We start from the raw sequence: 22595 nt of genomic DNA on the forward strand, positions 1-22595 counted from the left end.
CCAGATGGAAATATGACGCTGCAACGTAAAGCCGGGGGCGAGCGACGATCCTCGTCGCCCGCCCCCGGCGCCGGCCAAGCACTCATCATCGCCGCCCGCCGAACCTCCAGTCGTGGACCTCGATATCGGCGTACCGGCCCGGAGTCAGGACGGCGCGCGCCGCGTCCGGTCCCGGTGCCTGGACCAGCAGCGCCGTACCCAGCCAGATGGTGCCGTCGTCCGACAGCAACGGCCCATAGGCGATCAGGCCGTCCCGGCCGGGCGGCGGGACGAGGTCGGCAGCCTGCCCGGAGCCGAGGCCCACCACCAGATACCGGTCGCCGCCGTCTCGGTCGCCAGGAAAATCCCACATGGTGCGCCCCAGCACGTTGCGCCATCGGCGTAGCATCACGTCCCGGTACACACCGGCCTGGTAGTTGGGCTCTTCGAAGGCGAAAGCACGCGCCGTGGCGAGATCGGGCAGATCGACGATATGCACACTGCCGGTAGCCGTCTCGCCGCCGCGGCCGAAGGTCGGGCCACGGGCGATCATCTTTGCCGCGTACCGGTCCATGTAGGACCAGTGCTCTTCCACCAGTTCGTTGCGCAGGGCCGCTGAGTCAGGTCGGTCGCGGTGATAACAGAAAAACTCCATGGAGAAGTCTTACCTTGGCAGCCGTCTCGAAGTGTTTCTCGTGCTCACCTCCTCGGCCGAGAGACGCGTTCCAGCACGAAGGGCAGGAGAGCGTCATAGCCGTGTGGCCGTGCGGATCAGGCCGGCGAGGGTGAGGGAGCGGCTGTGCGCGGGCCAGGCGATGTGGGTGACGACGGAGGGCGCGTCGGTCAGGGGGACGGCGGTGTGCTCGGCCCACAGCCAGGAACGGGCGGAGTCGGGGAGGACGGCCACGGTGCGTCCGAGGGCGATCAGCTGGGCCAGCTGTGTCTGGTCGCGGATCTCGGGGCCTGGCCCTGGCGGGTAGACGCCGTGGCGGGGCCAGCGGGCGAGAGGAAGGTCGGGGACATCGCTGACGTCGGCCAGGGACAGGGCCTTGCGCGCGGCGAGGGGGTGTCCGGCGGGCAGGATGGCGACCTGCCCCTCGGTCAGCAGCTCCTCGCTGTCGAACCCGGCGAGGGAGTTGAACGGTGCGTGCATGAGCGCCACATCGGCGCGGCCGTCGCGCAACAGCCCTTCCTGCTCGCAGAGGCCGCACGGCAGCACCTCGATCTCGGCGGCGTCGGGTTCGGCCGCGTAGGCGTCGAGAAGCTTTCGCAGCAGCTCGTGGGAGCCGGCGGCCTTCACCGCCAGCACCAGGCGATTGCGGGGGCCGTCCGGACCGTCGGCGCCACCGGCGCGACGGGTGCGGCGAGCGGCGGCGGTGGTCGCGTCGAGGGCCGCGCGGCCCTCGTGCAGCAACACCTCGCCGGCGCCGGTCAGGGAGACGCCGCGGCGGTTACGTTTCAGCAGGGAGACGCCGAGGCGCCGCTCGAGCTGCTGGATCGCCCGGGACAGCGGTGGCTGGGCCATGCCGAGGCGTTCGGCGGCCCGGCCGAAGTGCAGTTCCTCGGCGACGGCCACGAAGTACCTCAACTCGCGGGTCTCTAGGGTGTCCACCACCACAACATACCCCCGTGATACCTATCAGGTATGACAGGATGCCGTATCGGTGTTGGATGCACCGCTTGTCCACCCGCGACCATCAAGGGCATGAGCGAAACGAAGACCGCGCTGGTGACCGGCGCGAACAAGGGAATCGGGTACGAGATCGCGGCCGGGCTGGGCGCCCTCGGATACCGCGTGGGCGTGGGAGCTCGCGACGAGATTCGGCTCAAGACCGCCGTCGAGAAGCTGCGCGCCGCCGGGGTGGAGGCGTTCGAGGTGTCGCTGGACGTGACCGGCGACCAGAGCGTCACCGAGGCCGCGAAACTGGTCGAACGGCAGGCTGGGTGCCTGGACGTCCTGGTCAACAACGCCGGTATCTCAGGACCGGTGGGTCCGGGGTGGGGGCAGGACCCGACCTCGCTCGATCTCGACGTGGTCCGCACGGTTGTGGAGACCAACGTGATCGGTGTCATCCGGGTGACCAACGCGATGCTGCCGCTGCTGCGACGCTCGGCGTCGCCACGCATCGTCAACGTCTCCAGTAGCGTCGCCTCCCTGACCCGGCAGGCGGACCCGGACATCGAGATCGGTCCCGTTATGGCTGCCTATGCGCCGTCGAAGTCCTTCCTCAACGCCGTCACCGTGCAGTACGCCCGGCAGTTCGCCGGTACGAACATCCTGATCAACGCCGCCTGCCCGGGCCTGGTCGCGACCGACTTCACCGGCTTCCAAGGGCCCCGCACCCCTGAGCAGGGCGCGGCCACAGCGATCCGGCTCGCCACCCTGCCCGACGGGGGCCCGACCGGTTCGTTCTTCGAGGACGACGGCGTCATTCCCTGGTGATCCCCAATCTGTCGTGGTCATGCGGCAGGCCCTGCGCCCAGACGCTCGTCAGCCCCCGGCTCCGGTTGGCTCGGCCCGCAGTTCCGCGGCGACTGCGCGTTCCCTGAGCTGGGCGGACTCGGCGCGCAGTGCCTCCATCTGGTCGCGTAGATCCGACAGGCGCATCTGTTCCATGGCCAATCGCATGCGCATCTCGTCACGTTCGGCGAGTGCCTCGGCGGCCCTGGCCGCCGCGCGCTCCTCCGCCTCGGCGATCTTCTCGGCGGCCCGTTCCTCGGCTTTGGCCACCCGGCGTGCCGTCCGCTTCTCCGCCTCGGCCGCCTGCTTGTCCGCTCGGTCGGCCCGTGTGCGCGCCTCGGCCGCCTCGGCCAGGGCTTCGGCATGGGCGGTCGCCGCGACGTCGGCGCGCGCCAGCGCCCGGTCCCGTTCTGCTTCGGCCGCCTCGGCACGCGCCGAAGCGGCCGAAGCAGAACGCTCGGCCTGTCCCCTGGCCTCCTGCGCGCTCGCGGCCTCCCGCAACGCCTGGTCGCGTTCGGCTCGTGCCCGCTCGGCCTGCTCCTGGTCGTGAACGGCCCGGGCCTCGGCACGGCGCGTCTCGGCCTCCGCGGCCTCCACGCGCTCGGCCATCTCCCGCAGCGCCGCGTCTCTGGCCGCTTCGGCCCGCTGGGCCCTGCGGGTGGCCTCCTGCTCGGCCTGCTTGGCCCGGCGTTCGGTGCTGGCCGCCTCGTGCAGCGCGGCCAGTGCCTGCTCCCTGGCGGTCTCCGCGTCGGCCAGGGCGTTGTCACGTTCGGCGTTGGCCTCCTCCACGCGGCGCGTCATCGCGTCCCGCTCGCGCCGGGCGTGCTCGGAAGCCTCCCGCGCCAGGCGTACCTGCTCGAAGGCCTGTTCCCGCTCGGTGCGCGCGATCGCCACCCGGGTGTGCGCCTCGGCCTGCACCGCGCTCACCTTGGCCTCCACCCCCGCAGGGCTCAGCTCCTGCGCCAGCACCTGCGCCAGCGGCGCGATCGCCGCGGTCATCCCCTTCTCCATGCGCTCGTAGAACTCCTCGGCTCTGGCCAGCGCCCCCTCAAGCCCCGGTGTCGCCCGCCGCATCTCGCGTTCGCGCTTGGCCACCGCCTGGCAGTCTCCCTGCGCGCAGTAGGCCCTCGGCCGTCCTCTCCCAGGCCTCTGCTCGATCGGCGTCCCACAGTGTTTACACGGCGTCATCGCACCCGGCTCCCGCATGCGCAGTAGCCTAGCATCTTTGATTTTCCAGAAATTAAAAACAAATAAATGAGATCTGTTGCGTCTCCCCCAGGTCCAGGTAACTACCGGGAATGTAAATTCCCGCAAGTTAGTGCGCCGAACGGGTCCGAGGGCGAGTGCTGCAAATCTGCACGAGGTGTCAGTAAGCAGGGCAGAGGTACTTTTTAGCTACTGGTGATCATCTGCAGGGATCTTCTCCGAGGCCACATCACGCCGCCGGAGGCGTCGACGGGCTACAGGCCGCAGCGTTGCGCCGGATGTGTGGTCGCGCTGATGAGCGCCGGCGTAGCGAACCATGTGGGCCCAGATGGCTTGCCTTGAGAATGCGGTGAGGCTCGCTGCCATGCCGGGCACAGAAGTTCTTCGCTGCCCGCAGGGCGGCGGCGCCAGCCGCAGACAGGCCCCCGGGCTCACTGACATCACATGACGTTTCCGGGGCGGCGCGACGAGGAGAAGGCGCTCTGAACTGGGGGTTCGTCACCTGCTGTCAGTGGAAATCGTCATCAGGATGTCAGTGGCGCCTCTGTCGACGATGGGCAGCCTCGGGCCCGGTAGTTGGTTTTTCGCCTGGTCAGACTCGATTCCTGCACCTCTACGTCGGGGTGGAGCACGGTGTTGAGAGAGGCGTTTTCCTCCGTCGACGGCCGCTGTGGCGGAAGAGGGCGAGCGTCTCAGGGACGCTCAGGGAAGTCCTCGCGATGTGCGGCACCGCCTGCCCCCTCAGCCGATACGGCTTCCGGAGGCGGTTGAAGAGTGAGCAGACGGCTGATCGTCTGCTGGGCGACCTCTTCGCGCTGCTCGGCGGCCTGAGCACGGAGTTCGGCCCCTTCCAGCGCCTTGTGCAGCACCTCTAGCCGGGCCTCGGCCACCGCGATTGCGGTGCGTGCCTCATCGCGCTGGACGCCGGTTCGCCGCAGTTGCTCACGTTCAGTAGTGAGTTCCTCGCGCACCTGGATGGTCTCGGCGCGGGCCGCCGCGGCTTCCTGGTGCGCCTTTTCCCGGGCGGTCTCGGCGCGCTCGGCTCGGCCAGCAGCGGCTTTCAGATCGGTATGTGCCTGATTGAGAGCGGTGGTGCGGTCAGCCAGGGCGGTTTTCAGAATGGCGATCTGCCGGTCGTGTTCGTTGGCCGCGACGCGGGCCTGGCGACGTTCGGCGTCCAGGACACCCTGCAGAGCGTCGCGTTCGGAGGTAATGCGCCGGGTCTCGCGTTCGGCGACGGTGACGCGCTCGACGCTGGTGGTGGCGTTTTGCTGGGCGCGGGCGCGGGCTGATTCGTGCTCGCCGGCGGTGCGCCAGGCCACGCGTTCGGACTCCTCGGCGCGCTGCTGCGCCGCAGCGGCTTTTTCCATCGCCTTTTCGCTGGCGGTGATCGCGGCCTCGGCCTTGTCCTGAGCGGCGGTGGCGCGCCGGTCGGCGGTGGCGATGCGGTCGGCGGCACGCTGCTCGGCGGCCGCAGCGGCGGCGCGGGCCTCTTCGGCGGCCTGCTCGGCGGCATCGATCTGGGTGAGCGCGCCGGTAGTCGCGGCCTGTAGCGCCTCGGTGAAGGCGGCAAGCTGGGCGCTCCACTGCTCACCTGCGGCCAGCAGATCTCCGCTCAGCGCGCCGGTGCGGCGGAGCGCCTCGGTGACCGCCGGGGTGTGGGTGGCCGTGCGGGCGCGATGCGCGGCGGCGCGGCAGGCGTCCCCGCAGTACAGGGCCGGGCGGCCGCTGCGCCGACCGGTGGGCTCCAGTCGGTTGACGCAGCCCGAGCGGGCACACATCCGCCCCGTATCGGGATCATCCGGGCCCGTCTCCAGAGGTGCAAAAGGGTCGAACACGCGGGAAGGATCTTCACTCACCGGCAAAGAATAGCATCGTACCGTTCGCGAACGATCATATTTACGTACGTCACGAAACGAAATCTTGGAGATCGAGTGCCCTCGGGCAGGCTTACGATAACTTTGCTTATCGCAAGCCTAAGAGCATCGAAGTAGATCCGATGATCCTACGAATTAGCAGGGAGTGGCTGCATGCATCTGAAGCGCCCCAACAACGATGACGCGATGTCAGACCTTGGTGCCGGTGACGGTGCCGAAGTGGATGCCTCTCCCGAGGAGCCGAGTTCGCCCGGGACCGCGCTCGCCTGGCGCGCTCCGGTCGATAGCGCGGCACGGATGGACGATCCGGTCGTCTTGGACGGGGTGACGGTCATCGGCAATCGGCGCTCGGCCGACGAGTACGTGACCGAGGAGGCGGCGCGGCTGATCGCGGCGGCTCCGGCGGCCAACACCACCCGCGCCTACGCCCGTATCTGGGCCGACTACCTGTCCTGGTGCACCGCCACCGGCCGCACTCCACTGCCGGCCACCGCTGCCACCCTGGCCAGTTTCGTCGCCGAACTCACCGGACGTGGCCTGGCCCCGGCCAGCATCGACCAGGCGCTGGCCTGCGTGTCGTCCGCGCACGGCAAGGCCGGACTGCCCAAGCCGCACACCACCGCCGCCCGCGACGCGTTGCGCGCCTACCGCCGCACCTGGAGCACCCAACCCGGCAACACGGTGCGCAAAGCCCCGCCGATCACCATCGACATCCTGCGCAGCCTCATCGCCCACACCCCCGACGACACCCCCACCGGGATCCGGGACCGGGCCGCGCTGGTGCTCGGCTTCGCGCTGATGGGCCGGCGCAGCGAGCTCGCCGCCCTCGACTGCGAACACCTCACCTTCCCACGCCAGGGACTGGAGGTGTTCATACCCGTCAGCAAAACCGACCAGGACGCCGCCGGGCAGACCGTCGCGGTCCCCTACGGCTCACACCTTGCCACCTGCCCGGTCCGCTCGGTGCAGGCATGGCTGGCCGTGCTGGCTGAGCACGGCATCACCACCGGGGCGCTGCTGCGACCCATCGACCGCTTCGGCCGCATCGGCGGTACCCCCGGCTGGGCCGGCCGCGGCGGCCTGCGCCTATCGGGCGTCACACTGAACACCATCGTCAAGGACGCCGCTCTGCGCGCGGGCCTGGCCAACGCCGAACGCTACAGCGCGCACGGACTGCGCGCCGGTGGCGCCACCACCCTGGCCGACGCGAACGTGCCCACCGGCAAAATCGCCGAACAGGGCCGCTGGAAGCCCACCTCCCCCACCGTGCACGGCTACGTTCGCGCCGTCGACCGCTGGAAGGACAACCCCATGGGCAAGGCCGGGCTGTAGCGTCCCATTTTAACGAGATTAATACCTTGCGCCGGAACTTCGATGGGTAGCCATGCCGTCCCACGCCACTCTCCTCTCAACGAGTGGCATGAATCCAAGAACCCGACTCCACAAGACCAGGGGCACACCAATCACTCCACGAAACCCGGCGCGGTTCACCGGGGCTGCGACCATTGCAGTGAAGCGCGCCAGACAGGCTGTCTGGCGCGGGCAAAGATGACAGTTGCCAACGTTTGTTATCTGCACCCTCAGCTGGACTGCTGAGCGCACGGAATTTCGTGATTATGGTTGCCCGAAACGGGATCCTTGAATGGCGACAAGATCGAATTCGCATCAGGATGGTAACGAAAGCGGTCAGAAGGTGAGGTCTCCGGCTTTCGGAGGGCTGAGTGGCCGAAGATGGCTGCGACACTGCCGAGGAAAGGGAAATCCGGTGTGGTCGAAGTGGTCATCGTTGGTCGCCGGACTGGCATTGTCGGCTGGTCTGGTGGCGGTTCCGGCCGAAGCGTCGGTGACATGGGCGTCGGTTACGAAGGTGACGGCCTCACCCGCCCGGCAGACGACCGACTGCCCGGCAAGCGTGGGATTCTCTGCCGTTGTCCACCTCGGCAGGAAGGGTGTTGTCCGCTACCGCTGGGTCCGCGCCGACGGAACCAAAAGCGCAGTCAAAACCATTACGGCGCGGGGGCCCACTATTATCCCGTACATAAGCGATCATGGCGGAGCGGCGATCAGGAGAACCCTTCGCCGGGACGGTGCACGACTCCGGCACGTTATCCGGTACATTGCCCATGTCTGTGCAGCGACCGCCGCCCGGCGGCCAGCATGAGCGCCGCGCCGAAGGTCACCGCCCTTCGCGGTGGAGGCGTCAGCCTCGCCGCGGCCGCCGACGCTTTCCTGGCCACCCCGCGCACCGCCAACCCCAACACCCACCGCTCCTACGCCTCGGCCATCGACCGCGTCACCGCACTGCTCGGCCGCGACCGGCCGCTCGCCGACGTCGCCGACGCCGAGATCGGCGCCGCGCTCACCGAATTGTGGGGCCGATGCGCGCCGGCGACCTGGAACCGCGCCGCCGTCACCTCCTGGCTGCTCTGGTGTCAGACCAAGAAACATTGGGCAGCGCCGTCGGTCCCGGCCGACGCCAAACGCCGCAAGGAGAGCGCCGACGAGACCCGCGCCGTCGCCAAGACCACCATCGACCGACTGCTGTCGCGCCGCGACATCCCGTTGCGGGAGAAGGCGCTCTGGCGGATGCTGTACGAGACCGCCGCCCGCGCCGAGATCCTGGCGCTGAACGTCGAGGACCTTGACCTGGAGCACCGGCGCGCCCCCGTCCGCTCTAAAGGCGGCGCCATCGAGTGGGTGTACTGGGACCGTGGCACCGCCCACCTGCTGCCCCGGCTCCTCCGGCTCCCGGACGGCAGCACGCGCACGCACGGTCCGCTGTTCCTGTCCGAACGCCGTCCGGCGGCTGCCGACATCTGCCCCCACACCGGCCGCGCCCGCCTCGGCTACGACCGCGCCCGTGTCCTGCTGGAGAAGTACGCCGGGCTCGATCTGCACCAACTGCGCCACAGCGCCGACACCCACCTCGGCGAAGCCGAAGTACCGCTGCAGCTCATCATGGGCAAGACCCGGCACAAGAACCCCCGCACCGCCATGCGCTACGTCAAACCCAATGCCGAAGCCATCGCCGCCGTCACCGAGGTCCTGGCGCCCCGCCGCCGTACCCACTGATCAACTGAGTGGCGGCTCGCCGGAGCTATAGGAGTTCCGGGCCGTCACGGTCGGGCGGCCCGTCGCTGCGCTGGGCATCGTACTGTCCGTGTGGCGCGCCCGCGAGCTGCTCCGCCTGGTGGAGCCCCTGCGCGCCGCCGCGCGGCCGGCATCGCCGGGGCCTACGAGAGAGGTAGGCCCCGGCTCCCTGGGACGCTATCCCGCTGGCTCGACGACGGTGACCACGTGATTGGTGCTCGTTCCCTTGACGGTCGAGTTCCCGACCAGCGTGACCGTGTAGGTGTGCTTCCCGGCCGTGGCCGGCGTGTCGGTGAAGGCGAACGTCCCGTCGGTGGTGGCGGCCAGCTTCTGACCCTTGGTGGTGACGGTGCCGTCTGGCGCGACGGCCCTGCGGCTGACGGTGACCGTCGTGCGCGGGTAGACGACGCCCTCGGCGGCGAAGGAACCGCTGAACTCAAGCAGCTCGCCGACTGCGCCCGTCGCGGGCCCGGTCACGGTGAGCGCCGGTTCGTACCTGGCCACCGTGACGGTCGCCGTCGCGTAGGCCCCGTAGTACCAGGAGTTGCCCGGCCAGGACAGGCGATACCTGAACGCCCCGATGCCTGGTGGGATGTCGGTGAACTCGTAGGTCCCGTCCGCCGCTGTGATGACCTCCCGGAAGGGCCGGTCGGTGCCGTCGGGGAGCCAGCTGTACAGTTCCAGCGTCTGCACGCCGGGGGTCGCCCCGGTGCTGAGCGTGAGCCGTCCGCTGATGGTCAGCAGCTTGAGCGCGTTCGCCTCGGCGGGCGCCGTCAGGGTCAGGGCCGAGGAGTGGTAGGGCGCGGACGGCAGCCGCCATAGGTGCATACGCCCGGTGCCGGGCTCCTTCAGTACCGCGAAGGTGTAGATGCCGTAAAAGCCGATGCTGCCCGGCACCAGCGCCTTTCCCTGGTGGCCGGCCGTGTAAATCACCTCTCTCGTGGTCGCGTCGTAGACCACGAGCTCCGCCGCGTCACCCAAGGCGGAGTTCCAGCCGCCCACGACGTAGTAGCCGTTCTCGCTGGCCGCGACGGTGGCGGCCAGGTCGTGCCCGGCCGGCCCCTTCTCGTCGTAGGCCTGGGCCCGGTCGAAGGTCGTGGTGTCCCAGGCGTCGAAGCGGTGGGTGCCGGACGGCACCGGCAGAACCGCCGACCCTTGGTAGGCGAGGGCCAGGTCCTCCAGGGGCGGCAGCCCGTTTGCGTCGCCGAGAATCTCGCCGAGCGGGTTGCCCGGGTCGCGGTTGACGTCGTACAGCCTGACGGTGGCGGGGCTGACTCCCGGTTCTGACACGGCGAGGAAGGCGCCGGCGACTGCGACCAGCGGAGGCCTGGTCGTGGCCGGCCCGACCTTGGCGAGGATGGGGGTGGCCCGCACCTCGAGCGCGACGACCCCTCCCTCACCCGCCCCGCCGCAACCGTACCCGATCCACAGCCGGTTGTGGGCCTGCGCCAGCGTGGACGGGCACGGATAGGCGGACAGATCGATGCGCCGGGTGACGGCGACCGTGGCGGTGTCGATCTCGATCACCTCATGCGTGCCGCTCAGCGTCGCGTACACCTTCCTGGCGCCGTCCGGCGCGGACAGGGCGGTGACTCCGGACAGGCCGCCGATCGTGGTGACGGCCTCGCCGTCGAGGTGCGTGACCACGATCCGGTCGTCAGCGGCGACAAAGACCTTGCCATGGCCGGCCACCAGGTCCCCGCCCATGCCCGCGACCCCGAGGTCGGCGACGAGATCGGCGGCCGCGGCGGGGGCTGGGACGGCGAGCAGGCTCGCCGCCAGGAGCAGAGACCCGGCCGAGGCGACTAATCGGCTGATGCGTTCAGAGGCTGAAGGACGCACATGCACTCCGTTCTGAAAGACGATCTTCGTTCTTCGAACGTATATTCGCATGTTGCGCCATCGCCGTGAAGGGCTAGTCGCCGAGTTTCTGAATGCGGTCCTTAACCAGGGTGGTCGCGATGGCCGCCTTGTGCGGCTGCCCCTTGAGGAACGCCCGGGCGAAACTCTGGCCTGGTCGGGGCCCTGGGTCGTTCCGGACCAGGGGCGGCCGCGAGCGCCGTCACGAGGCGGCGCTGTTCTTCCTGGTCAGTGGCGTCGGCCTGGTGCTCAGCTCTGCGCCGCTCTGGATCTCCCGGTACGTACTCGACTTGGAGACCCCGGACGTGAGCGTGGTGACCCAGGAGATCGCCGACTTCATAAGCGCACAGATCGTCGGCACGCTGATCGCCATGATCTTCCGCTTCTGGGCGCTCAGGAAGTGGGTCTTCCCCGACGAGAAGCCCTCAGTCCGGCAGCGTGCGATTGGCTCCCGCTCCCGACTCCACGGACGAGGCGGCTTGATGACGGCGAATCCAGAAGCCGTTTCGGCGAACGGACTGCTTCATGCCGCTGCTACGCCCCACGAGCCCGGCCTCGCACCGGGTCGCCGAGCGCCCCAGTATCCGCCGAAACGTCCCGTTGCCCCCTTTGCCTGTTCGCTCTCGCCTTGGCGATCGACCTTCGATCTCCAGGTTTGGCGGCCCATGACACGCTGGTTAACGGCACCCCGACATCTGCCCGCACACCGGCCGCGCCCGCCTCGGCTATGACCGCGCCCGCGTCCTGCTGGAGAAGTACGCCGGGCTCGATCTGCACCAACTGCGCCACAGCGCCGACACCCACCTCGGCGAAGCCGAAGTACCGCTGCAGCTCATCATGGGCAAGACCCGGCACAAGACCCCCGCACCGCCATGCGCTACACCCGCCCAGGCAGCGAGGCCGTCGCTGAGATCACCGGCATCCTCGCCCCACCACACCGAACTCACTAACCGCAGATCAGAGCCATATCCGTTGGATTTCCGCTGTTTGCTACGGGGACCCCAAGAAGATCGGGGAAGCTGAAGTACTGCCCGGCCTTCCCCGGCCGGTTCGGCTCGATCGAAGACGCTCGCGTCTTCCGCCAGGAGTCCTACGCCTGGTACAACCACGATCACTACCACTCCGGGATCGGCTATCACCATCCCGCCGACGTGCACTACGGCAAGGCCGGCATGGTCCGCGATCGGCGTGTCCACGTCCTGGCCACCGCCCAGGCCGCCTATCCCGAGCGTTTCGCCTCCGGTGGCACACCCACCCTGCCCGATCTGCCCGGACCGGCATGGATCAACAAACCCAACGACCTGGACCAGAAGGGCGAACAAGAAAAGCTGACACGGAATTAGACCAGTTCAGCTGCCTTGATCAAATTGACAGGTTCCGCGTCGACCTTCTTACTTGCGCGGAGCAGGCTGGCCTGAGCCGGACGCTGACGTGCCTTGACAGCACCCTTCCGGATGAAAGGCTGAGGTTCTTCTTTCTGGTCAAGGAGGACCACGATGACCGCGACGCCCCCCGAAGCTCTCACCTCAGACCCCGCGGCACCGCAGATCGCACAGTCGCTGGCAGAGATCCGTGCCAAGGGCACGGGCCTGTTCTCCCGGGCGCTGGTGATGGCCAACGGAGACCTCTCCTTCGACGAGGCGCACAGCTACAAGACCCCGGTCGCGGGAGCGCGTTCCGGGGGGACGACGCGCTACTCCCTGACAGATACCAAAGACGCCAGCCGCAGCTACCAGGGACGCGTCGACAAGGCGCAGGCGCGCATGTCCAAACAGGACAGCGAGGTCGCCGTCCTGCAGGAAGCCTGGGACTGGATCGAGGCGCTTCATTCCTCGTTCCCTCATGACGCCCACATCCGGGTCGTAGTGGTCGGCAACATCGGGCCGTGCACCGGATGCAAGGCCCGCCTGAAGCTGTTCCGGCAGGACCTCATCGGCGTGTTCGGACCCGGGCGGGTGATCGTGGAAAGCGTCTACGACACCAGCCAGATGTTCATCACGAAGGACTACGAAGAGAAGTACGAGGACTACGAGACGGGGGCCACGAGCACGGTCTCGACGACCTACGGATACGAAGGCGCGACGGTGGAGGCCTACCGGCCGCCGGGTGCTCCGCAGAGCGTGTCGTACTGGCTGTACCAGGTGGGGTAGGTGGTCCCGGGGCAGTACGGCTGCCGAGCTCGTCGGCATGGTGATCACGCCACCCACGACGCTTGGCCCTTTGAGCTGCAGCGAGGTCTTCCCCAGCGTCCGCGCCACGGAGGGGGCCTGATGGTAGCGGCACAGAAAACAACGGATATGCAGGTCAGCGGTCTCTCTTCCGGGCTGTACTCGAAGACCCTTACAGGGGGTTCCGGTAGTAATGGGCTTTCCCTCGTAACGTAGAGACATCGCCTTAAGGGGGAAACGGCGACGACAGCTTGAACCCGAGGAGTACACCGTCAAGCACTTCCGGGCGGCGTGTGAGCGGACGGGCGTTGCCCAGTCAATGGGCCTGGTCGGCTCCTCCCTCGACGACGCCGCCGAATCGCTGTTCTCCAGCCTGGAATTTGAGCTGTTTCGTATCCTGGGCCCGTTCGTCACTCGTGAGCAAGCCCGCCGCGCGGTCGCGGTCTGGGTCGATGACTTCGACACGATGCGGCTGCACTCGGCCAACGGGATGTGCTGCCCGGTGGAGTACGAACACCAGCGGGCCGCTATGCGGCCGAAGAGGGAGGTCCCTACGGTTCAAGGCATCGTCACTTCGCGACGATGCGGACACGGTCAGTTACTCGCGGTTAATGCTGGTAGTAGTCACATCACATGGCAGACCACTAAAAAACGGCAGGCAACAAACACCACGCAACAGAATCACGGGGTGCTCCTGTCCTGGCGAGGGCACAGAAAGTGCTTGACCCGCCCCGCCCAGGGCGTATGGTCCGATCAGGAAGGTTTCTTACCGGTTCGCCGGTGAGGTGGTCACGCTGGGGGTGTAGCCGGACTGCTCGTCAACGAGTGGCGCGACAAGGTGCAGCGCATGCCAAACGCCAGCCAGTGGGTGGCGCGGGACCCGATCACTGGAGAGATACGACATCGACGCCGGTAACCATTCATTGACCAGCCCTATGGGGTGCGTACAACGGATTGTCGTCGGCCGCACGGATGATCTCCCGGCGTGGTTACTCACCGGCATGTTCCGCCTCCGCTACGAGGTGTTCTACGAACGCCTCCGCTGGGACGTCGACAGCTTCCACGGAATGGAGCGAGATTCCTACGACGACTGCGATCCGGTCTATGTGATCAGCCATGGGGAGGTCTGCCGGGAGGTCACAGGGTGCTGTCGGCTCCTGCCCACCGACGGTCCTTATATGATCCCCGACGTCTTCTCCGAGACGCTGCGCGGCGCCCCTGCTCCTCGTGATCCGAGCATCTGGGAGCTCAGCCGCCTGGCCACTGGCCGGGCCTGGCCCCGCACTACGGCAGCGGGTTTCGGCACGCTTGCCCTTGCGCTGCTCCGGGACGCGTTTCGCTGGGTTGATCGGTACGGTGACACGGTGGTCGCGGTCTCAGGCGTGGCCCTGGAACGGCGCCTGCATGTCATGGGTGTTCCCACCCGGCGTTTCGGTGACGGCAGGGCGACGCGCCTTGGCCAGCTTCTGTGTTCCGCCTATGCCGTCTCAACCCAGGCCTTCCTTGAGAACGCGCCTGCCGCGCCAACGGCGGCGACGATTCCCTGCCAGGACGAGTCCTAGGTAGTACTTCGTTAGGTTGGTTCGGGTGGGTGGTGTTCTGGCCGTTCTGTGGCAGTTATGTCGCGGTGGCAGCTGGGGCACGTGCCGGTCCATCCCCCGTTCCGATGCATGGCGGCGCAACCCGGCCTGGCTCACGCTGGTCGACAAGGCGTACCTGATCGCCGACCACCCCAATTCGAATGAGCCGCAGACCTCAGCGGAGTGATCAGTGCGCGTGACGCTCGCACTAGTGGCCTTAGCCGTCTTTCTCTTAGCCATCTGGGCCGCTTTCCCGATGAGAAGCGGCGACGAGCTGGGCGGGCCTAACAGCCAGATCGACGCGCAGTTGTCCTCTGACGGCATAGTTTTCTTGAGCGTTCGCGACATCGACCTGCGCGCACGTCAGGTGACCGTCAGCGCGGACCTGCATCTGCGGCTACCCGACGTGGACGAAGAGGCTCTCGGGACGATGAGAGTCTGGTCGGGCGCCACTGGCGTCGCCAGGTCGGGCATCACCACGCAGACGGTTTCCACTCAGATCCGCTTGCGCGACATGTACGCCGTGTTCGCGCCGCTGCCGGATTTCAAGGTGCCGCTCACGGGCTCCATGGCCGCCTACCCGCACGACCGCTACTCCGCCAGGTTCCAGATTGAGATCACCGTCTCCGACGGCGTCGAACTGCCACCGCTGCCCGATGGAACGAAGCGGATGTCGCAGCGGACGCTCATGCTTTTCATCTCCACCATCAAACTTGACGACAACCTGAGCGACTGGACGCTCCCGCGCCTGGGCAGCAACGCGCACAGCTACTACGTGGACACCGGAGGCAAGGCCGAAGGCGCCCGGCCCGGCAGCAACGTGGTTCACCGGCTACGCCTGGACACGGTAGCGCGTCCGACCATCACTTCCTGCTGCAGAACGCCGTCGAACAGCTCTGGTCACGTCGCCGCGCTGCTCCCGCCGGGCAGCATTTCGTGGAGGTGTTCGCTCAGTTAGATCTCAGCCTGATCGAGGCGGTGTCGCAGGCCATACTGATCAACGACGCCGATCCCTCGCAGGGCTATTTCCGCATCACCGGTGTCATGACCTGGATCAACCCGCTGCATACTGAAGGCGCGTTGCGTGATGCGCTCAGTGTGAGCCGACGGATGCAGCGTTTCGGTGCCACCTATTAAAACGAGAAGCCGGAGAAAAGGTCACCGCGTTGAACGAGGAGGCCCGGTGAGCGGCGCCCGGCTTATGGACATGGTGTCCGGCGAGTCGTATCTGGAGAACGCTTTCGTCAAGTGGGTATTGAGCGCCGCCGCCACGGCGGGAATCGCGCGCCATGTGAGCGGGCAGTACCCGGTGACAGTCGGGGACCGGACTTACCGGTTGGACTATCTGTTGGAGTTGTGGAGTTGACCCGGTTTGGTGGACACCTGATCTCTGAGGAACCCTGGTTCCCAGAAGAAGGAGTTCACCAAACCGGGTCAACTCCAGCCGCAGCCCTTATCTGCTACCGCCGACTCGCCAAATGAGTCACCGTCTTAGCGTTGTTTTTAGTCTGGAAACTACGGACAAGTCTCTAACGGCCCTCAGAATGACAGTGTTGTCGTCTCAGGTCTGACAAGGAGCTTGGTTATGCGCTCAGCACTCCCACGCACGCTGATGGCAGCGGTCATCGCCCTCGCAGCAGTCCTCGTCCCGGCCGAGCCCGCGTCTGCGGGCATCTGGCAGCTCTCCGACGGCTTCGAACCGGCGTCGAACCCGGCCGCCCGGTGGACGTTCACCGACCAGGGCGACTGCGACACCCCGTACTTCCAGAGCGTCGGGATCGCCTCGCCCCGTACTGGCACCGGCATGGCCGGTTTGCGCGTCAGCAACACCGGCGGGTGGTGTGCGATCGGCCGGACCATCTTCCTCACCCCGGTGCCCGCCCACCCCGGCGCCCGCTGTACCGCAGGCGTCTGGCTGGACCTGCGCAACGCCGCGGCAACCTTCAACCTGGAGGTCATCAACCCGGCAGACTGGACCTACATCGCCCTGAAGACGGTACCGGTGGACCAGACGGTGGACCCAGGCTGGCGCTTGCACACGGTGAGCTGGACCGCGCAGCGCTCCGATGTCGTGCTGCGACTGACTGTGGCAAAGGCCTTCAACCACCAGTTCTCCCCACGCGCCGAACTCGACGACGTCGTCGTCCAGTGCGCCTACTGACTGTTCTGGCTCAGTGAAAGTGGCACGCGTCCAGCCCGAAACCTCTTGGCCGTGCCACCTTCATTGAGCCGGGACACAGTTGCCCGGCGCTTCGAGCGTGCCGGACGCCGAGCGGGTCAGGTTCGCGATCCGCAGGTCCTCGTGCACGATCACGTCGTAGCCGCCGACCAGCGCGAGGGCCACCTTGTGCACGCCGTCCAGGCGTTGGCGGCGGACCGTGGCATGCAGGGCCGCGACGCGGGCCACCGCTTTGCGACGCCGTATGGAGCCGCGTTTCTTGCGGGCGAGGTCGCGCTGGACGGCGGCGAGGCGCTCGGCGGACGCGGCCAGGTGGCGCGGGTTGGCCAGGTGCTCACCATCGGAAGTGGTGACCAGCCAGGCCACGCCCAGGTCGATCCCGACGGATGCGCCGATGGCGGGCAGCGCCTCGGCGGGAACGTCGTCACACGACAGCACAACGTACCAGCGCGAGCCCTCCCGCTTCACACCGATCGTCTTGACGGTGCCACGCACCGACCGGTGCCGGTGGACACGGACGTGGCCGACGCCCTGAAGGCGGACGTAGGTGGCGGTGGGGTGTTCGGGCTGGGAGTCCCACCGACAACCGTCACCGTCTTTCGGCCACTCGACGCTGTCGAACCGTCCCTCGCCCTTGAAACGGGGAAACCTCGGAATCCGCCCGACCACCACCTGCTCCGTCTGCGCCTCTCAGGCGCCGTGGTGACAGGGGCCGCCGTGGTGCCTGGCCGTGTCGGCGGGCACGTTCAGTGTGGGATTGCGGTCGAAGAACCCATAGGGCGTCAACGAGAATCTGGCATGGTCGACCGGCATCACCGGCCAGTCCTCGGGTCGCGGGAAGTGGGTCACGCCGAAGGTGTGCCACAGCACGATGTCTTCACCGTCCAGGGGGCGGTCGCCCGCGACGTACGCCGGTAGGCCGTCGCCGCCCGGATTCTGGTTGACGAACTCGCCGGCCGGATATCGCTCTTCGGACGCGTAGCGGGTGATCCACAGTTCTCGGGTGGTGAACGCCGCCCGGGCGGCGATTGAGGAGGAGTGGTCGGCCAGCAGGGTCGGGTTCTGCTCGGTGCGCAGGACGTAGCCGGTCGGCTGGCCGAGCCGGTTGGTGCGCTCGGTGCTCACGATGTGCCAGGTCCGCCCGACCGAGGCGTCCGCGCTGCGTACCCCCTGGGCCTCGCTGGCGATCCGGGTCCGGGTGTAGCTGAAGGCGTTGCCGTACGGGTTTTCCGATGAGAGCGGTACCCGGGCCGCGTCGACCTCGTCGACCGCGTTGCAGACGCCATCGACCATCATGTCGAGGCGGGCGCTGAACAGGTGCTGGTGGAACGGGGCGCCCAGGCCTGGGGCTACCTCGCTGGCGTAGGGCCACTCTCGTAGCCCGCGGTAGGCCGTGGTGAACAGGATGCCGGTGAGCTTGGCCTCGCACTCGATCCTGCCGTCGAGGTAGAGGTACCAGAAAAAGCCGTAGTCGTAGTTGCCGACCGTGGTGAAGAAGGAGATCACCAGGCGGCGCTGGCGGCGGACCTCGGCCGAGTTGGGGGTGTAGATGTCGGTGTGCTTCCAGAGCGTGCCGTAGTCCTCCTCGTGCAGGCAGATCGCGTTGGGGATCTGCTGCACGTTGCCGAGCTCGTCGGCCAGGTCGACGTCGACGTAGTGGATCTCGCCGAGACAGTCGCAGCCGTGGGTGAGCGAGTTCGCATACCGGCCGAAGAGGTATTCGCCGGCGTCGAAGTAGTTCTGCCAGAAGCGGACCGGCGCCGGGTCGCCGTAGGGCACGACCATCTCGGCGATGGAGGCGCGGTAGATGACCGGCCGCAGCTCGCCGTCGTGGTCGGGGTCGGTGTAGGCCACATGGTGGAGCACCAAGCCTTCGCGGGCGTCGAAGCCGAAGTGCAAAGACCAGTTCGCCCAGGTGATCCGGTCGCCCTGGACCTGGAACGACGGCCCGTCTGGCTGGGTGATCTCGATGGGTTTCAGGGTCTCCAACGGTGCCGGGCGCCCCTGCGGCAGGTGGAACGTGCTCGGCTCCTGCGGCAGCGGGAAGATACCGATGTCGATGACCTCGGTCGCCTTCTTCTCGATCAGGTCGACGTAGGCGCTCAGCCCGTCCACCGGGTGTGCCCAGACGTGGGCGTCGGGGTCGAGCGTGGCGAAGCAGAGCACCCGGATGATCCGCCTGCCCTCCTCGCCGGGCAGACCGAAGGTGCCGGCTGACAGCGGCGCGCATCTGACCTGCTCGGTGGTCAGGTCACGCCTGGCCAGCGCCTCGACCCAGGCCGGTTCCTGGGCGAGGATTCCCTCGACCGACATGAACTCTTCGGCCATGATCGGCATCGCGCCGCGGGAGCCGTCGACATCGACGATCGTGGCGACCGCGCCGGCGGTGAGGTCGACGCTGACGTCTCGGGCGTCGCCGGTCGTGGTGTCGAGCAGCAGTACCCGCGCCTGGCGGTCGGGTCTTGGCCCGGTGCCGATCTGGAAGGCGAGTACCTGCTGTTTGTGTGGTTCGAGTAGGCCGATGTAGACGAAGCGGACGCTCTCGCCGGCCAGGCCGGCCTCGCGTACCAGGGCGACGGTCTGCTCGATCTCGGTCGCGGTGAGGCTGGAGACCGGGGTGGTCAGGGGGGTCATGGGGTCCTTTCTTGGGTGGGTCGGCGTCGAGCCGCTCAACGCGACGCTCTGGGCAACAGCAGCGGGATCGAAAACGACGCGACGCCGCCGCTCTGGTCAACGACGGGACTGGCACTGGGGGCACTCAACGGTCACTTATGCGATTCTTGCGATCACTTAAAGTCACTATCCATGGCTGCGTCCTGCCGCGCAACTGGTGAAATGACCCAAACCAGCTCCGAGAAGACCCCAAATGGCGGCGTCGTTGCCGGTGCTGCCGTGGTCCTTGGGGCGGGAGGGCACTGTCTTCACTGCCGTGGCGCCGGTGGCAGGGCGCAGTACGGACGCGCAGAGCCCGGCCTGCGCGCGGGCCTGTTCGGCACATGGTTATGCCTCTGCTGAGGTGCGACAAGAGGCCATGGGGGTGGACCCGCCGACGACGGCCGGGCTCCAGCCGCTGCGCGGGCCGCCCGCGCTGACGGCTCGAACCTGCGGGTGCGCTCCTCGGGCATCATGCACACGGTGGCGATGACGACCTGGCTGGGCGGGGAGCGGATGCCGGGCCTGGCGTGCATGGTCGGAGTGAGCGGGCCGGGACCTGGGCGCCACCCACGTTCGGCGGTCAGGAGATGGCCGGGCTGCGGCGCTCGATCAGCGCGACGTCGCGCCAGCGGCCGTGGTGGCGGCCGATCCGTTCCCGGGTGCCGATCACCCGGGACCCGGCCTTGATGTGCAGGGCCAGGCTGGCGGTGTTCTCGGGGAAGACGTCCGACTGGATCGTCCAGATCCCGGCCGTCTCGGTGGAGGCGATCAACGCCGCGAGACGGCGGGCATCGAGATGGCTTAGGCCCGTGATCAAGCGCGCTTAGGGGCTGGTGGCCTCAGCCGTTAACGGCAGGCCGCCACCTCTGGTGAAGGGGGTTGACGACCTAGGACAGCACACCAGTCTTGTGCGAGGCGCTGGCTACGATCGTGGCGGCCAAACTCACAGCGGACGTGCCATGTTGAGTTGGGCCCGGGCACTCTGCCGGCATTATTTCCAGTGGGTTTCCCCGGCCCGTCCTAACGCAGCACCCCGACACCGGAGCCCGTTCAGCCGGTGAGCAGGAGGCTGTCGACGAGGCCGGTGGCCGAGGAGATGGGGGCGGTGGCCGAGCAGGCAGCCGGACAGGCTGGTGTAGTAGCTGATGCCGCTGGTGACGCGGGTGGCGGCGTCGCCGAGGTAGCGGCCTGCGGTGACGGTGCCGGTGGCGGTGGCGGTGGCGGTGACCAGGATGGGCACGTTCCAGGCGATGGTGCTGGTGCCGCCGGTGGCATCGGTCCAGGTGACGGTTTCGGTGGTGGCCGGTCCTGGGCCGAGGGTCAGGCAGGCCAGGCTCACCGAGACGCTTTCGGCTCCGGTGCCGGTCGAGCCGATCAGGCAGGTCACCGCATCATCGACCACCGGATCGAGACCGAGATCGGCCACCGACTCGGACTCGATCACGGCGAGGTGCGCATCCTCAACCTGGGCGGCGAACTGGTCATCACCAACACTGCTCTGCCGGACGCGCTCGAAGCCGCTCTCCGCTGACACTCTTAGGGTGTCTCTTCAATCCTCGACCGTCGCGAATCACAGAAGACGTGAACTCGCGACGGTCTGTTTTTCCGGGCCGCCGCGCGCCACTTCAACGGCCTGTCGGGAAGCCTTCTAAACCCGACACCCACTCACCGACGATCGGAGTCCCTGGATCGGACTGCAAAGATCAGCCGAGCGTGAACGTCCTGGCGCGGATACGGCGCTGGCTGGGAGGGTGGACCTCATGATGGAGGACTTGCGGGACGCCGAGCGCCGACTCCAGGCCGCGCAGCTCGCTGGAGATGCCGAGGCGCTGGATCGGCTGCTGGATGATCGGCTGATCTTTACCTTCGGTGCGAACGTTGCGACCAAGGCGGACGACCTGGAGCTGCACCGCACTCGGACGCAGGTGATGACGAAGGTGGCCGAGGAGGAGCTGACCGTGCTCGCCGATGGACACACCGGGGTGACGTGGTTTCTCGGCACCGTCGAAGGGACCGTCTCCGGTACGCCGTTCGCGGCCAGGATGCGCTACACCCGTACTTGGCTCTACGGCGAGACGCACGGCTGGCGAATCATCGCCGTGCACGCCAGCACGACCGATTGACATAGCCGACACGTTGTCCGTAGCTCCTTCTCGTTCGCCTTGGCCTCGGCGATGATGTCTTCCAGCGTCCGCTCACCGACCACCGGATACAGGGCCTTGCGGACGATCTCCTCCGGTAGTTCCAGCGCCGCCGTGGCGAGCTTCACCAAGATCCCGTTCTTGCCCTGCACCCGCCGGAACTCGGCGTCGAGCTCTCCCACGATCTTCTTCTCCGCCCGCACGCTGATCCTGTGCACGAGCTGGATCAGCGGCTCCACCAGCCCGTCGATCAGCTCCGCCTGCCGCACCTGGCACAACGCGGCCAGCAGGGTGAGGCGCACCGGCGGTCCGCCGCCTCGAAATCGGACAGGTACATCTTCATCGCCCGGGCCCGCCGGCCCGCCACGACCTTCTCCGAGACCTCCTCGAACAACGCGGTCCGCAGACCGATCGCCTTGACCCGCTCCAGCTTCACGATCTCCGCCAGCAGCGTCTCCAACTGCAGCGGCCCCGGGTCCTCCTTCAGCTCCTGCAAGACCTTCCGCGTCCCCCTCCACCTGCTCTCCCTCGGCCACGTGACCGTCACCGCCGTCCGCGCCACCAGCGCCCCCACCGACCCCAACACCGCCAACGACACCGCCAACGACACCGCCACCAAGACCTGCCACGTCATCTCCATCATCCTCGCTACCTGCTGACCAACCCCCAGCGGACCACCTGACCCACCAACGACCACAGCACAGCGGCCGGGACTCACCAAGCCCCGGCCGCACCGCAAACGAGGGACCGCCACGACCTATGGTCAGGGTGATCTGACCAGCGACAACTGGCCCCATGCGCGCGCATTCTGGCCCCACTTGTGGATCTTGGGTAGGCGTGAAAGGGACCCGGTAGTAATGGCGGTGAAACCAACGATGTTGCTGCTGACCTGCTGAGACTCCTTGAGAAACATGATCACGGGACGGCAGGCCAAGCTCTATCCATGCAGGTCAAAGCCATATCCGTTGGATTTTCCGCGATTGCCACCGGGACCCCTACTACGGCCTGGCGGTGGAGTCGATGCGCGAGGCCGGGCGGCGCATCGATGATGAGGTCCTGGAGCACATCTCCCCGGCACACAGCAAGAACATCAACTTCTTCGGTTCCATCGAGGTCGACATCGAAAGCGAGCCGGCCCGGCTCGGACCTACGGGGTACCGGCCGTTGCGCGTGCGCGACACCCTGGTTTGACGCGCAGGGGCCCATCCTGGCAGACGGGCGACGAGGCCCGAAGCGCCGGCCACCTGTTGGGCGGGTAGTGAAATGATCTTGGGGTGGTGGCCGGCCTGGTCGGGACCGAGAGCAGATGCGATCACGATTCGGTTGTTCACTCGTGTCGATCTATCCGCAGTGGAACGATGACGTTATGTCACCGCGTGGAGCGAGGTGGGCCGGTGGG

Annotated in this window: 25 protein-coding genes and 1 pseudogene; 15 read left to right on the forward strand and 11 right to left on the reverse strand. The window is 67.5% G+C overall.

What is annotated here, in order from left to right:
* Window positions 1–85: 85 nt before the first annotated feature.
* Both ABZ664_RS35170 and ABZ664_RS35175 read right to left on the reverse strand, forming a co-directional pair.
* Window positions 86–634 carry a YciI family protein gene (locus ABZ664_RS35170; RefSeq protein WP_362520183.1) on the reverse strand — a complete coding sequence of 183 codons (549 nt, stop codon included), beginning with the start codon at window positions 632–634 and terminating at the stop codon, window positions 86–88.
* 93 nt (window positions 635–727) lie between these two features.
* Window positions 728–1591 carry a LysR family transcriptional regulator gene (locus ABZ664_RS35175; RefSeq protein WP_362520186.1) on the reverse strand — a complete coding sequence of 288 codons (864 nt, stop codon included), beginning with the start codon at window positions 1589–1591 and terminating at the stop codon, window positions 728–730.
* A gap of 93 nt (window positions 1592–1684) precedes the next feature.
* Between ABZ664_RS35175 and ABZ664_RS35180 the strand changes: the two genes are divergently transcribed.
* A complete protein-coding gene (locus ABZ664_RS35180; RefSeq protein WP_362520188.1) occupies window positions 1685–2422 on the forward strand; it encodes an SDR family oxidoreductase in 738 nt (245 codons plus the stop codon).
* 48 nt (window positions 2423–2470) lie between these two features.
* Here ABZ664_RS35180 and ABZ664_RS35185 read toward each other — a convergent pair whose 3' ends face one another.
* Window positions 2471–3535: a hypothetical protein gene (locus ABZ664_RS35185; protein WP_362520191.1), complete on the reverse strand. Its 1065-nt coding sequence runs from the start codon at window positions 3533–3535 to the stop codon at window positions 2471–2473.
* Between the two features lie 803 nt (window positions 3536–4338).
* Window positions 4339–5505, reverse strand: coding sequence for a hypothetical protein (locus ABZ664_RS35190; protein ID WP_362520194.1), 1167 nt, complete (start codon window positions 5503–5505; stop codon window positions 4339–4341).
* Window positions 5506–5676: 171 nt separating this feature from the next.
* Between ABZ664_RS35190 and ABZ664_RS35195 the strand changes: the two genes are divergently transcribed.
* Both ABZ664_RS35195 and ABZ664_RS35200 read left to right on the forward strand, forming a co-directional pair.
* Window positions 5677–6855, forward strand: a complete 1179-nt coding sequence (locus tag ABZ664_RS35195; protein WP_362520197.1) for a tyrosine-type recombinase/integrase — start codon at window positions 5677–5679, stop codon at window positions 6853–6855.
* Between the two features lie 825 nt (window positions 6856–7680).
* The gene (locus ABZ664_RS35200) at window positions 7681–8595 is read left to right on the forward strand and encodes a site-specific integrase (RefSeq protein WP_362520200.1); all 915 of its coding nucleotides are present in this window, start codon (window positions 7681–7683) and stop codon (window positions 8593–8595) included.
* Window positions 8596–8790: 195 nt separating this feature from the next.
* Here ABZ664_RS35200 and ABZ664_RS35205 read toward each other — a convergent pair whose 3' ends face one another.
* Window positions 8791–10455 carry a hypothetical protein gene (locus ABZ664_RS35205; protein ID WP_362520202.1) on the reverse strand — a complete coding sequence of 555 codons (1665 nt, stop codon included), beginning with the start codon at window positions 10453–10455 and terminating at the stop codon, window positions 8791–8793.
* 119 nt (window positions 10456–10574) lie between these two features.
* On the opposite strand from ABZ664_RS35205, the gene ABZ664_RS35210 reads away from it, so the two are divergent.
* The 9 genes and pseudogenes from ABZ664_RS35210 to ABZ664_RS35250 all read left to right on the forward strand — a co-directional run bounded on the left by ABZ664_RS35210 (window position 10575) and on the right by ABZ664_RS35250 (window position 16382).
* Window positions 10575–11204, forward strand: coding sequence for a GtrA family protein (locus ABZ664_RS35210; protein ID WP_362520205.1), 630 nt, complete (start codon window positions 10575–10577; stop codon window positions 11202–11204).
* Window positions 11205–11492: 288 nt separating this feature from the next.
* Window positions 11493–11642: pseudogene (locus ABZ664_RS35215) on the forward strand (IS3 family transposase); the annotation flags it as partial.
* Window positions 11625–11816, forward strand: a complete 192-nt coding sequence (locus ABZ664_RS35220) for a hypothetical protein (protein ID WP_362520208.1) — start codon at window positions 11625–11627, stop codon at window positions 11814–11816. The pseudogene ABZ664_RS35215 and the gene ABZ664_RS35220, both read left to right, overlap by 18 nt.
* A 153-nt stretch (window positions 11817–11969) precedes the next feature.
* Window positions 11970–12623 (forward strand): hypothetical protein, encoded by a 654-nt coding sequence (locus ABZ664_RS35225; protein ID WP_362520210.1) that lies wholly within the window; start codon window positions 11970–11972, stop codon window positions 12621–12623.
* Between the two features lie 1019 nt (window positions 12624–13642).
* On the forward strand, window positions 13643–14203 hold the full coding sequence (locus ABZ664_RS35230; protein WP_362520213.1) for an acyl-homoserine-lactone synthase: 561 nt from the start codon (window positions 13643–13645) through the stop codon (window positions 14201–14203).
* Window positions 14204–14411: 208 nt separating this feature from the next.
* Window positions 14412–15179: a hypothetical protein gene (locus tag ABZ664_RS35235; protein ID WP_362520216.1), complete on the forward strand. Its 768-nt coding sequence runs from the start codon at window positions 14412–14414 to the stop codon at window positions 15177–15179.
* Window positions 15158–15358: a hypothetical protein gene (locus ABZ664_RS35240; protein WP_362520219.1), complete on the forward strand. Its 201-nt coding sequence runs from the start codon at window positions 15158–15160 to the stop codon at window positions 15356–15358. Before ABZ664_RS35235 ends, ABZ664_RS35240 begins: the two co-directional genes overlap by 22 nt.
* Window positions 15359–15404: 46 nt before the next feature.
* Window positions 15405–15587, forward strand: coding sequence for a hypothetical protein (locus ABZ664_RS35245; RefSeq protein ID WP_362520222.1), 183 nt, complete (start codon window positions 15405–15407; stop codon window positions 15585–15587).
* Between the two features lie 219 nt (window positions 15588–15806).
* Window positions 15807–16382: a hypothetical protein gene (locus ABZ664_RS35250; RefSeq protein ID WP_362520225.1), complete on the forward strand. Its 576-nt coding sequence runs from the start codon at window positions 15807–15809 to the stop codon at window positions 16380–16382.
* A gap of 60 nt (window positions 16383–16442) precedes the next feature.
* Here the strand turns inward: ABZ664_RS35250 and ABZ664_RS35255 are convergent, their stop codons facing one another.
* The 4 genes from ABZ664_RS35255 to ABZ664_RS35270 all read right to left on the reverse strand — a co-directional run bounded on the left by ABZ664_RS35255 (window position 16443) and on the right by ABZ664_RS35270 (window position 20589).
* Complete coding sequence (locus ABZ664_RS35255; protein ID WP_362520228.1) at window positions 16443–17069, reverse strand: transposase; 627 nt, start codon at window positions 17067–17069, stop codon at window positions 16443–16445.
* Between the two features lie 21 nt (window positions 17070–17090).
* Entirely contained in the window at window positions 17091–19034 is a 1944-nt protein-coding gene (locus ABZ664_RS35260; RefSeq protein ID WP_362520231.1) for a primary-amine oxidase, read from the reverse strand.
* 601 nt (window positions 19035–19635) lie between these two features.
* Window positions 19636–19872, reverse strand: coding sequence for a hypothetical protein (locus ABZ664_RS35265; RefSeq protein WP_362520234.1), 237 nt, complete (start codon window positions 19870–19872; stop codon window positions 19636–19638).
* Between the two features lie 174 nt (window positions 19873–20046).
* On the reverse strand, window positions 20047–20589 hold the full coding sequence (locus ABZ664_RS35270) for a hypothetical protein (RefSeq protein ID WP_362520237.1): 543 nt from the start codon (window positions 20587–20589) through the stop codon (window positions 20047–20049).
* Between the two features lie 226 nt (window positions 20590–20815).
* Here ABZ664_RS35270 and ABZ664_RS35275 point away from each other — a divergent pair, with 226 nt between their 5' ends.
* Window positions 20816–21178: a nuclear transport factor 2 family protein gene (locus ABZ664_RS35275; protein ID WP_362520240.1), complete on the forward strand. Its 363-nt coding sequence runs from the start codon at window positions 20816–20818 to the stop codon at window positions 21176–21178.
* Here ABZ664_RS35275 and ABZ664_RS35280 read toward each other — a convergent pair.
* Window positions 21121–21498, reverse strand: coding sequence for a hypothetical protein (locus ABZ664_RS35280; protein WP_362520242.1), 378 nt, complete (start codon window positions 21496–21498; stop codon window positions 21121–21123). The two genes, ABZ664_RS35275 and ABZ664_RS35280, sit on opposite strands and share 58 nt — an antisense overlap.
* Window positions 21447–21692 carry a hypothetical protein gene (locus tag ABZ664_RS35285; RefSeq protein WP_362520245.1) on the reverse strand — a complete coding sequence of 82 codons (246 nt, stop codon included), beginning with the start codon at window positions 21690–21692 and terminating at the stop codon, window positions 21447–21449. Before ABZ664_RS35285 ends, ABZ664_RS35280 begins: the two co-directional genes overlap by 52 nt.
* 40 nt (window positions 21693–21732) lie before the next feature.
* Between ABZ664_RS35285 and ABZ664_RS35290 the strand changes: the two genes are divergently transcribed.
* Complete coding sequence (locus ABZ664_RS35290) at window positions 21733–21855, forward strand: hypothetical protein (RefSeq protein ID WP_362520248.1); 123 nt, start codon at window positions 21733–21735, stop codon at window positions 21853–21855.
* Between the two features lie 352 nt (window positions 21856–22207).
* Window positions 22208–22387 (forward strand): hypothetical protein, encoded by a 180-nt coding sequence (locus ABZ664_RS35295; RefSeq protein WP_362520251.1) that lies wholly within the window; start codon window positions 22208–22210, stop codon window positions 22385–22387.
* Window positions 22388–22595 lie beyond the last annotated feature (208 nt).

The organism is Streptosporangium sp. NPDC006930, from assembly GCF_040635605.1.
Lineage (GTDB): Bacteria > Actinomycetota > Actinomycetes > Streptosporangiales > Streptosporangiaceae > Streptosporangium.